Here is an 11430-nt window from a genome sequence, read left to right on the forward strand (position 1 = left end):
GCCGGAAAAAAGGGGGCGACTTTAGCGCAGCTGATCGGTCGTGGCAAGCGGTGAGCGGCAGAATTAGCGAATAGCGAAAAGGGGGGCTTCCGCAAGCCTGCTCATTGGCTGGCGTTCCGCAACGGCACTGCCCCAAACGCCGTCCACTTCAAGGCTGATCAGCGTGGTGAGCACCGCGGGAACGGACACCGGGCCGGCAAGCAGGGTGATATCACGCTGGCTGGTCTGGCTCTGAATAATGGAGATTAGCATCTCATCCATCAAATTGTTGTGCAGGTTAGCCACCAGTTCCGGGGACAGGATCAGGCAGTCCACAACTTTACCGGTCAACTGGTTAAAGGCATCCAGATTGCGGCCGAAATGCTGCAACACGATGCGGCAGCCCGCCTGGCGCAGTTTCATCAATGCACCGATCAGGCCATCGCCGCTGGAAAGCACGCTGGAGGCGTTAAGCGCGATCCCGCTATGGCTGCGGGCAAGACCGGATTCGGTGAAGCGCAGGCAGAGGTTGTCAACGAAAGCCGGATCGTACAGTGCGTGCACATCGAGAGGCAAAATCAGTGCGATACCTTTTTGGCTCATCGTTGCAATCTGCTGGCGGAAGAAGGCATTAACAATATTGTCTTCAAGCCGGCGTTTCAGCATATCGTCAGTCAGGTTATTACGTAGCAGATGCTCATCAATGAGTAACCCTTCTGGCGAAAATAGCTGAACCTCAACCAGCCAGACGCTGGCGGAATGCGGCTTGCCAGGCGGCGCAACGGCCCATACCTGCATGTCCACTTGTAAGGCATCCAGGGTCGCGAGATCCACGGAGTGATGGCTTCCCATGAGCGCCAGCGCATGCTGCTCATACACCTTATACCGACCCCGCCCACTCCGCTTGGCGTTATAACAGGCAATATCTGCCTGAGACAGCACATCGCTACTCTGACAGTTCTGCGCGTTGATTTGGGTTATGCCTGCGCTGGCACCGACCTGATAGGCGCGCCCCAGCCATTCAAAACAGTAGTCACCGACCGCGCGAACGATGTCCTGCACCACGTCGCGAGCCTGATCCAACGAACATTCGGGCATCAACACGGCAAATTCATCCCCGCCCAGGCGGGCCAGGAAATCGCTCCCGCGCAGGCGATGGCGCATTAAATCCGACAGTTCGCTCAACAGGGCGTCCCCGGCTGCGTGGCCTGCGCTGTCGTTCACCGCCTTAAATTTATCCAGATCGATAAAGACCAGAACGTGCTGATTCTGATGCTCGACGGCGTCGGACAGTAACCGCTTAAGCTGCAGTTCAAAGCTGGCACGATTAGGTAACCGGGTCAGCGTATCGTGCAGTGCGCTGTAGCTCAGACGCTTCATCACTTTACGTGACTCACTGACGTCCTGTATCACCATCACCGCTCCACGCTCGGTACCTGATTCAGATTTCAGCGGCGTTATACTGTAATGAATATCAATATGCTCGCCATTGAGCGTGTGCAGCACCCACTCCTCAGAGAGATAGGGCGCGGTTTTTTCAGACGGCACATGGCACAGCAGCAGATTATCGACTTCAGGGCCATGACGACCGTGCGTGATATGCAGCAGTTCGTTTACCGGTTTGCCCGCCGCAGCCTCTTGTGACCAGCCTGTCATTTTTTCCGCGACCGGGTTCATAAAGGTCACGCACATGTCCTGATCGGTACTGATAACGGCCTCTCCGATCGAGTCGAGCGTGATCATCATGCGCTCTTTTTCCTGAAACAGCGCCTCATTCAGGTTCCGTAATGAGGTGATGTCCTGAGAGATCCCCAAAATGCGTTCGATACGGCCTTCTTTACTGAGCAGGCGGTTTGCCTGAGAACGGATCCAATGCTGCCCGTCCTCCCGTACCACCCGGTACTCCATCTGGAAGGAACTGCTTTTCTCAATGGCACCCTGAATGGTGAGCACACAACGTTCGCGATCGTCGGGATGAACCAGCGTGACCCACAGATCGTAGCTGGGCAGTTCATGGGGCTTCATGCCAAACAGCGCATACATGCGTTTATCCCACAGAACTTCGCCGCTGGTCAGATTCCATTCCCATACGCCGATGCCGCCCGCCTCATTCGCAAGGGTAATGCGTTCCATCAGGCGTTTGTTCACCTGCTCACTCTGTTTCAGCTCAGAAATATCAATAATCTGCGCGATAAAATAGAGTGGTTGCTGCGCCTGATCGCGCACCAGGGAAAGCGTTAGCCGTACCCAGACGATTTCGCCGTCTTTGCGGAAATAACGTTTTTCCAGCGTATAAGAGTAAATCTCGCCCTGCAGCAGCTTATCCAGTCGGCCCTGGACGTCGTAAAGATCATCCGGATGAGTGATTTGCTGGAACGTCAGTTGAGTCAGTTCATGTTCCGGATAGCCCAGCGTGTCACACAGGGATTTATTAACCTGAAGCCATCGGCCTTCAGCAGAAACCAGCGCCATGCCAATCGCGGAATACTCCATGGCATGACGGAAACGGGTTTCGCTCTCACTGATATGGCGCTTCTCATGCCGAAAGGCATCCATCACTAATGCCATGATATGACAGGGAATTAAGACCATCAAAAACGGAAGCCAGCTGCTTATCACCGCATAGGTGCTGGCGGCCGTTGGCGTGACGTTAATCCAGCTCAGTGACAGCAGCAGTGCCATAAAGCTGGCGTTAACAAAAAACAGCACAAAGGCTTCCACCTTCGGCAACCGCACGGCACACCAGAACAGCACTACTAAAATAAAAGTAAAAGGCCAGGGTAAAAACCGCAGCGACAGGTAGCTGGCAGTAAGCGTCAGGGCCAGCGTGATGAGCGTCTCTACCAGAGACGCGCGTTTCAGGCCATTCTGCGACAGCGGCCAGGTCAGCAACAGTAAAACCGGCCCGAGCGCTAACATGCCGATAATTTCCGAAATGACCCAGGTGTAAAAGAAAGCAAATGAGGCCTGCTCTCCAACCTGCAGTATCCACAGCGCGAGTACGCCGCCAACCAGGGGCGAAATCAGGCCGGTAGCGATAACAAAGCGGATCCAGTCATTGAGCGAAACCAGCGGCGCCTCACGGTCAAGCAACGCGCGCAATAACAGCCCGCCCAGTATGGCCTGCAGCAGATTAAGCAGGGCAAATTTTAAATTAGAGAGGGCGGGACCGATAATGAAGGCATTCGCCAGTGCCGTACCGATAAGGCAGGCGATGAGTAACAGGGGGAGCTGGCGAGACGTGCTGCGAAACACCACGATGGTCATCAGTGCCGTCGAGAACCAGAGCGGTGAAATTTTACCGCTAACCACAATCAGCTCAAGGCAAAATAGCGTCAGGACGAAGGAAGCCAGGCCAAGCCAGCAGGCGTTTAGCCACTTTTTAGGTGATTTATCTGACGAGGCCAGTGTCTCAACGATCATTAATCGATCCAGCAGAGGGCAAAATAGTGCAATGGCATGCGCTGCATCGCCATTCTCATTCGAAGAATGCTAGCACATTTGATAGAAAAAACAGGGGGGAAATCATTAAATTGCGTTATTCGTTGGATTGAATGGCTCGCGGAAGCACGAGCCACCATGTGCATTATTCCCGGAAAAGATCGGCCCGGGTATAAGGTTTTTCCATGCCAGCCAGACGGGCAGAAAACTGCGCCAGGAACTGTTGTGTGGTGGCAATCCGACCGTGACCCAGCAGCAGAACCGGCACCAGCAGCGCAGCGGCGATTTGCGGCAAGCTGAACCCTTTAAGTGCCGTCTCGCGCTGGGAAAGTAAAAACGCGGTACTCAGCGTAAAGCCCAGCAGCAGACCGGTAATGACCTCGCTGACGGAATGCGCATGGATAACCAGGCGCGAAACGCCAACCATTAAGGGAATCACATAGCCCACGCCAATCGCCAGGCCGCGCCACAGGCTTGAGCAGCGCCCTGAAATTAACCAAAGCATAACCGGCCACAGGGTTGCTGACATCGCGCTGTGGCCGCTAAATCCCGTGAAGTTAAAGCGTGCGCTGCCAATACCAAAGCCAAGAAACAGTATTTTTGACACGCTGACCACCAGCCCGGCCAGGCCAAAGGCCAGAAGCCAGTACCACAGGGCGCGACGGTTATCGCTTTTCCACGGTAAAATCAGGGCAATAATCACCGCCGTGGGAATCAATAACATGCTGTCACCAAAATAGGTGAGGGTCTTCCAGAGCATAATCTTCCTTTCTTCTTCTTGGGCAAAATGCCCTTATTCATCGGCCATACCGAGCCCGACAGGTGCTGTGCGGCGTTGTTCTGTGTGAAGCGGCTAGTTTATCGGTGAAACCATTCAGGTTAAAAGGGGAAAGTCTGAAAAGGGGGGCGGTGCCATTTCTCTGGCATCAAAAGGCCGAAATCCCTATACTGAGCGCCAACTCACCCTCTCCGTTCAGCCCCATTAACTGGGTGCGCAGTTTGCGTACAGTTTCTGGCTCCAGTATCAGGTTTTTAAAAGTATGACTGACAAGTCCCATCAGTGCGTGATCGTTGGCATTGCAGGTGCATCTGCATCCGGTAAAAGTTTAATCGCCAGTACGCTCTATCGTGAAATTCGCGACCAGGTCGGCGATGAGCACATCGGCGTTATCCCTGAAGATGCCTATTACAAAGATCAAAGTCACCTCACCATGGAAGAGAGGGTTAAAACCAATTATGACCATCCCAGCGCGATGGATCATGATTTGTTATTGCAGCACTTACGTGCGGTAAAGGCAGGGCAGGACATTGAGTTGCCCGTTTACAGCTATGTTGAGCACACGCGTACTCAGGAAACGCTGCAAATTAAGCCTAAAAAAGTCATTATTCTTGAAGGCATTCTCCTGTTAACCGATGCGCGTCTGCGCCAGGAACTGAACTTCTCCATCTTCGTGGACACGCCGCTCGACATTTGCCTGATGCGACGTATGAAACGTGATGTCAATGAACGGGGGCGTTCAATGGATTCCGTCATGAGTCAGTATCAGAAAACGGTCCGCCCCATGTTTTTGCAGTTCATTGAACCCTCTAAACAGTACGCAGATATCATTGTGCCGCGCGGTGGTAAAAACCGTATTGCTATTGATATTCTTAAAGCCAAAATTAACCAGTTCTTCGAGTAGTTTACGTCTCAAAGGACGTGACGCGAGCAGGTTAAAAGCACAGATGCCGCCTGTTCGCTACACTTACTTCATGGAGTTACCGTAATGAGATTATGCGACCGCGATATTGAAGCCTGGCTGGATAGCGGGAAACTGGCGATCACGCCACGGCCACCGGTGGAACGGATCAACGGTGCAACGGTCGACGTACGTTTAGGCAATCAGTTCCGGACATTCAGCGGACATACCGCCGCGTTTATTGATCTGAGCGGGCCGAAGCACGAAGTGAGCGCGGCCCTGGATCGCGTGATGAGTGATGAGATCGTTCTCCCCGAGGGAGAAGCATTCTTTCTGCATCCCGGCGAGCTGGCCCTGGCGGTAACGCTGGAATCTGTGACCATTCCCGACGATCTGGTTGGCTGGCTGGACGGGCGCTCCTCGCTTGCCCGCCTGGGCCTGATGGTCCACGTGACCGCGCATCGTATCGATCCGGGCTGGCAGGGCCGTATCGTGCTGGAGTTCTATAATTCTGGCAAACTGCCTCTGGCACTGCGCCCGGGAATGCTGATTGGTGCGCTAAGCTTTGAACCGCTTTCGGGACCTGCCGCGCGTCCTTATAATCGCCGTGAAAATGCTAAATATCGTGGCCAGCAGGGTGCTGATGCCAGTCGTATCGACAAAGATTAATTCATGAGGATGTGATGAGAAGAGTGATAACCACGCTGGCCATCTTACTGGTGGTGGTCGTAGCGGGATTAACAGCCCTGGTTATGCTGGTCAACCCCAACGACTTTCGCAGCTATATGGTGCAACAGGTCGAACAGCGCAGCGGTTATCAACTCACTATCAATGGCGATTTGCGTTGGCACGTCTGGCCTAAACTCAGCATTCTGGCCGGGCGCATGAGCCTGACCGCGCCCGGTGCAGCCCAGCCCGTGGTCTCTGCAGACAATATGCGGCTGGATGTGAATCTTCTGCCCTTGCTATCACATCAGCTGAGCGTGAGCCAGGTGATGCTGAAAAACGCGGTGGTGCGGGTCACGCCAGACAGCACGGCGCAGGTACCGCAAAATGCCCCGCGCGGTCCGCACAACAGCGAGCCTGCATCTTCAGACCGATGGTCTTTCGATATCGGCAAACTCCAGCTGATGGACAGCCTGTTTATCTGGCAACAGCCTGGCGGCGATGCGTTCACCTTCCGTAATCTCAACCTGAATATGGAGCAGGATCAGTCGAGCCTGGCAACAATCAATCTCAGCACCAGCCTGACACGCAACCAGCGCACGGCGATGATCAATCTGAAGGGGCAATTTGATAAATCGCAGTATCCCCATCAGCTCAGTGGTCAGCTCGAACAACTGGATTACGCGTTGTCCGGGGCCAGCCTGCCACCGCAGGGCATTAAAGGTACGCTGAGCTTCCAGGGAAACTGGAATGGCGACAGAAATACCGTTGCCCTGTCCGATCTTAAGCTTAACGCCAACGACAGTGTTCTCAGCGGCAGCGCGCAGGGCGATCTTACGGCTCCGCAAAAGCTGTCTCTGGATCTTCATGCGACCTCACTGGATATGGATAACCTGCTTTTTATCTCTTCGTTAACTCAGCAGGTGAGTGGACAAAGCAGCCAGATTGCCCCTGCGCCGGTGATTGCAGACCAGCGCGAACCCACCAATGCGGACTCGCCGCTCAACGATATCGATCTGGACATAAAACTGCAGGCGGACAGCGCGGTCTGGCGAGGTCTTACGCTCTCAAAACTGGCTGTGGATGCGGTCAACCAACAGGGACTGATGACATTTAATACCTTGTCAGGAACGGTGGGGCAGGGGCGTTTCTCCGTTCCCGGCAGCATTGATATTCGTCAGCCCGTTACGCACGTCAGTTTCAAACCCGTGTTGAGTCAGGTTGATCTTCAGCCATTACTGAAGGCGTTGGCCCTGCCTCAGTCGCTGCAGGGAACCCTTGATCTTAACGGCGAGTTGGCCGGTGATAACCTCACCCTTGAGGACGCGAAACAGAGCTGGCAGGGCAAGGCGGATGTCCGTGTGAGCCATCTGAAACTGGCGCAAATTGACTTACAGCAGATGGTCCGTCGCGCGGTGGCGCGCGTGAGCGATCGCGTCAGCAGCGACGATCAGGTATTGGGACAGGGAATCGATCACATCAGCGGTCAGCTTGCGCTGAAGAACGGCCTCCTGTCCTTTAACCATCTCAGCGGCGAAAGCAAGCAGCTGACGTTACGTGGCGATGGGAGCGTCAACATGGTGCAGCAGCAGTTAGACGTTACATTGGGCCTGACGCTGAGCGGCTGGCACGGGGATGAAAAACTGGTTGCGGCCTTATCCGATCAGGTGATCCCGTTTCGCCTTTACGGCAGTTGGGAGAATCCGCAATATACGCTCCCGGTTGACGATATGCTGCGCGAGAAGCTGCAGAATGAGGCGAAATCGCGCCTGAATCAGTGGCTTGATCGTCAGCAATTAAAAGGAAATAACGCCACGCAGCCAGATTCGGCACGCCCTTAAGGCGCGGCATGCTGTTGCATGTCAGGCTGCGGCAGAATTTCAACCTTCTGAACCCGGTGCTGTTCAACCTGCAGAGTACGTAAGCGGTAATCCCCAAGGAGGATCTCTTCACCTTCCTGGGGAATATTCTGCAGGCGATCCATCACTAATCCGGCCAGCGTATGATAATTACGCTTCTCATCCAGCGGTAACGTCACGTACATCGCCAGATCCTCCAGCGGCATTTGGCCATTGGCAATCCAGCCACCCGACCCGTTAGGCTGGATATCATAGCGGGCATCGGTTTCGCCTGCTTCATTTGGCAGATTTCCCGCAATGGTTTCCATTAAGTCGCTCAACGTGACCACGCCCTCTACCGAACCAAACTCATCGACCACAAATGCAAAATGTGTGTGACCCTGACGAAACAGCTCCAGCGCTTGTAACAAGGTGATGTGCTCGTGGAACACCAGGGGCTGACGAATCAGGCTGCGTAAATCAAGGGAGTGGTGATGCAGTGACTGATGGAGCAGATCGTTAACATGCACAATGCCGAGCGGCTCTTTGCTGTTGTCCGTAACAACGATGCGCGTATGCTGATTACGATCAAGGTTAGCCATGATCTCCGCCGGATCGTCGCTTAAATCAATGTGCTGAACATCGTGACGCGTCGTCATGATGGTGTTGACATGACGCTGCCCAAGCCCCATCACTCTGGCGATCATCACGCGCTCCTGGCGATTAAACAGCGCGACAGCCTCTCCATCGGCAATCATTGACGAAGTTTTTGCATCCAGTTCCGCCTGTTCGGCTTCGCCACGTAACAGACGTAATACCGCTTCGGCAGTGCGCTGGCGTAACGGACGACCCGCCGACAGCACCTTGCGCCGGTTAAACTGTGCCAGCTGGTTCAGGGCTTCGATTAGCACGGAGAAACCGATCGCCGCATAGAGATAGCCTTTAGGAATAACAAAGCCAAAGCCTTCAGCCACCAGACTAAAGCCAATCATCAGTAAAAAGCTCAGGCACAGAATAACGATGGTCGGGTGACTGTTGACGAAACGGGTAAGGGGTTTACTGGCGAGCAGCATCAATAAAATCGCCACGGTAACCGCCACCATCATGACCGGCAGGTCGTTTACCATACCGACGGCAGTAATCACCGCATCCAGCGAAAAAATCGCGTCCAACACCACGATTTGCGCCACGACAGGCCAGAATTTAGCGCCGCCTTTTTGTTGAGCGTTCTCCTCGTCCTCCCCTTCGAGCCGTTCGTTCAATTCGGTTGTCGCTTTGAACAGCAAAAACAGTCCGCCAAACAGCAGCAGCAGGTCGCGCGCGCTGAAGGCGTGATTAGCCAGCGTAATCAATGGCTGCGTCAGCGTGACCAGCCAGGACAGGGAGGCTAACAGCAGCAGTCGGCACACCAGCGCCATCAGCAGGCCAATCACCCGCGCGCGGTCGCGTGCGGCTGCCGGCAGCTTCTCGACCAGAATAGCGATAAAGACCAGGTTATCGATACCCAGTACCAGTTCAAGAACGATTAGCGTTACTAATCCTGCCCATAGCGAGGGATCGGCCAATACCTCCAGCATGCTTTATTCACCTGAATGTCTAAAAATAAGCTTTGTCTGATGATAGTGGAGAGATGGCCTTGGGACAAATAGCGAGCTTACAGGGTCTTTACGATTTAATTGAATAGCCCATACATTAATTACAGGATAATTCTTCAGCAGATTGATTAATGCGGCGGTGAAGGTAGCGCATAAAGGTTGCAGATTAATGTCACCGTATTTCTCATTCAGAGGAATTTCTTATGCGATTATTCCTGGTGCGAACATGGAATAAATCTGATTTTTTCCTACCTGAAAGCTGAAAATGAGCGGCTTCAATACTTATTACTGGTAGTCTTTTTCCTAAAATAGTCCGGGGATGGCGGGGTCTACTTGTAAACATGCCAGTAATAACTAGTATAGCAACGAGTTAGACAACGCCTGCGCCCGAATCTGTAATTTGCGCAATCAACCGCCTCGGTACGCAGCAGAATGTCAACGCATTCTGCACAAGGACGCTTTGTGCGCAATCGCGCGCGGCGCAGGGAGAAACAGAGGTTATCAGGGCGGTATTGGCAGCGACAGCCAAGGGCGGTAGCGTGTCTGCGTCACCGCTTCGGTTTGATATTTAATCAGCACATTGCTGATAAAGTCAGAGTAATCTGTTGGTATTGTGCACGGTATTATTGGTTTCATAGTCAATGGCAATGGCGTAAATGCCGCAGGAGCTCCCCTCAGAAACGCTCGGGCTTAAGAGACAATGCTGGTTACTTAAGCGTCTGGTGTGGTGGGTTAAGGAAATAAAATAAAGAGTTAAATATGCGCGATAATGAATTTACGTTTAAAAGTCTTATCACCAAATTATTATTGGCTTGTTCTGATTTAATATGTTTCAACGCGGCATTATTTATCGCGATGATGCTAATTAATATGACATCTCCTTCACTGTTATCGGATATGTCTGATCGGGAATTTAATTTAAAAGTTGCTACACACATCTGTCTGTCAGTAATTTGCGTGGGCTGGTTTTGGGTCAGACTGCGCCATTACACCTACCGCAAACCGTTTTGGTTCGAATTAAAAGAAATTTTTCGTACCATTCTCATTTTTTCCGTCATTGAACTGTCGATCACGGCCCTGTCTCAATGGCAGATGTCGCGCTTTGTCTGGCTGTTAACGTGGCTTATCGCCCTGGTGGCAATGCCGGTGTGCCGCGCACTGTCCAAACGCCTGCTGAATAAATACGGCCTGTGGAAGAAGCAGACCATCATTATTGGCAGCAATAAAAATGCCCAGGAAGCGTGGGAGGCTCTGCAAAGCGAAGAGGTTATGGGCTTTGAGGTTATTGCCTTCTATGACGTGGACGGATCCTGCCCACAAGAGCTGATTTCGGGTATTCCGGTGCTGCGCGACGAGCAGGCGCTGTGGAGGCTCACTAACAGTGAAACCCAGTTCATTGTGGCGGTTGAGTTTGAGCAAAGTCAGTATCGTGACATGTGGCTGAAATCGCTGGCGATGCATAACTGCCGCTCTGTTTCAGTGATTCCTACCTTACGTGGGGTGCCGCTGTACGGCACTGACATGGCTTATATCTTCAGCCATGAAGTCATGATCCTGCGTGTTCAGAATAACCTGGCCAAACGCACCTCACGCTTCCTGAAGCGCACGTTCGATATCTTCGGGGCACTCTCCATCATTTTGATGCTGTTACCGGCGCTGCTAGTGCTGGGATTCCTTGTGGGACGTGATGGCGGGCCGCCTATTTATGGTCACGAACGCGTCGGCCTGAACGGGCGTAAATTTAAATGCCTTAAGTTCCGTTCAATGGTGATCAACTCGAAAGAAGTGCTTGAGGAAGTCTTGCGAACCGATCCGGTTGCCCGTGCTGAATGGGATAAAGATTTTAAACTCAAAAACGATCCCCGTATTACTAAAGTCGGTCACTTTATTCGTAAAACCAGCCTTGATGAGCTGCCGCAGTTGTGGAACGTCGTACGCGGCGACATGAGCCTGGTCGGGCCGCGCCCGGTTATTGAAGACGAACTGGCGCGTTATGCGGGCGATGTCGATTACTACCTGATGGCAAAACCGGGTATGACCGGATTGTGGCAGGTGAGCGGCCGTAACGATGTGGATTATGAAACGCGCGTCTACTTCGACTCATGGTATGTAAAAAACTGGTCGCTGTGGAACGACATTGCAATTTTGTTCAAAACCGTGGGTGTGGTTTTGAAACGTGATGGTGCTTACTAGCCGCAAAAGAGCTTCTGTCAGCCGCGCGCCGAAGTGCCA

The 11430-nt window shown here is 53.0% G+C and carries 7 protein-coding genes; 4 read left to right on the forward strand and 3 right to left on the reverse strand.

Annotation, left to right across the window (positions count from 1 at the left end; all coding sequences use genetic code 11):
• Positions 1-63: 63 nt before the first annotated feature.
• Both QLG08_RS01950 and QLG08_RS01955 read right to left on the reverse strand, forming a co-directional pair.
• Positions 64-3402 (reverse strand): diguanylate cyclase, encoded by a 3339-nt coding sequence (locus QLG08_RS01950; protein WP_282472795.1) that lies wholly within the window; start codon positions 3400-3402, stop codon positions 64-66.
• 163 nt (positions 3403-3565) lie between these two features.
• The gene (locus tag QLG08_RS01955) at positions 3566-4180 is read right to left on the reverse strand and encodes a phosphatase PAP2 family protein (protein ID WP_013026390.1); all 615 of its coding nucleotides are present in this window, start codon (positions 4178-4180) and stop codon (positions 3566-3568) included.
• Between the two features lie 280 nt (positions 4181-4460).
• On the opposite strand from QLG08_RS01955, the gene udk reads away from it, so the two are divergent.
• From udk to asmA, 3 genes are all read left to right on the forward strand, one after another.
• Complete coding sequence (gene udk / locus QLG08_RS01960; protein WP_013026389.1) at positions 4461-5102, forward strand: uridine kinase; 642 nt, start codon at positions 4461-4463, stop codon at positions 5100-5102.
• Positions 5103-5186: 84 nt separating this feature from the next.
• Positions 5187-5768, forward strand: coding sequence for a dCTP deaminase (gene dcd / locus QLG08_RS01965; protein ID WP_013026388.1), 582 nt, complete (start codon positions 5187-5189; stop codon positions 5766-5768).
• 14 nt (positions 5769-5782) lie between these two features.
• The gene (asmA, locus tag QLG08_RS01970; RefSeq protein ID WP_072138152.1) at positions 5783-7606 is read left to right on the forward strand and encodes an outer membrane assembly protein AsmA; all 1824 of its coding nucleotides are present in this window, start codon (positions 5783-5785) and stop codon (positions 7604-7606) included.
• Here the strand turns inward: asmA and QLG08_RS01975 are convergent.
• Positions 7603-9180: a TerC family protein gene (locus QLG08_RS01975; RefSeq protein ID WP_028715325.1), complete on the reverse strand. Its 1578-nt coding sequence runs from the start codon at positions 9178-9180 to the stop codon at positions 7603-7605. The genes asmA and QLG08_RS01975 overlap by 4 nt on opposite strands.
• A gap of 777 nt (positions 9181-9957) precedes the next feature.
• On the opposite strand from QLG08_RS01975, the gene wbaP reads away from it, so the two are divergent.
• Positions 9958-11391, forward strand: coding sequence for an undecaprenyl-phosphate galactose phosphotransferase WbaP (gene wbaP, locus QLG08_RS01980; RefSeq protein WP_013026385.1), 1434 nt, complete (start codon positions 9958-9960; stop codon positions 11389-11391).
• Positions 11392-11430 lie beyond the last annotated feature (39 nt).

The sequence above is a fragment of the Pantoea sp. V106_11 genome, from assembly GCF_029967885.1.
GTDB lineage: Bacteria > Pseudomonadota > Gammaproteobacteria > Enterobacterales > Enterobacteriaceae > Pantoea > Pantoea ananatis.

Coding starts and splice junctions, on each gene's coding strand:
- QLG08_RS01975 (WP_028715325.1), bottom strand. CDS start 9,180: ATGCTGGAGGTATTGGCCGATCCCTCGCTATGGGCAGGATTAGTAACG.
- QLG08_RS01950 (WP_282472795.1), bottom strand. CDS start 3,402: ATGATCGTTGAGACACTGGCCTCGTCAGATAAATCACCTAAAAAGTGG.
- asmA (WP_072138152.1), top strand. CDS start 5,783: ATGAGAAGAGTGATAACCACGCTGGCCATCTTACTGGTGGTGGTCGTA.
- dcd (WP_013026388.1), top strand. CDS start 5,187: ATGAGATTATGCGACCGCGATATTGAAGCCTGGCTGGATAGCGGGAAA.
- udk (WP_013026389.1), top strand. CDS start 4,461: ATGACTGACAAGTCCCATCAGTGCGTGATCGTTGGCATTGCAGGTGCA.
- QLG08_RS01955 (WP_013026390.1), bottom strand. CDS start 4,180: ATGCTCTGGAAGACCCTCACCTATTTTGGTGACAGCATGTTATTGATT.
- wbaP (WP_013026385.1), top strand. CDS start 9,958: ATGCGCGATAATGAATTTACGTTTAAAAGTCTTATCACCAAATTATTA.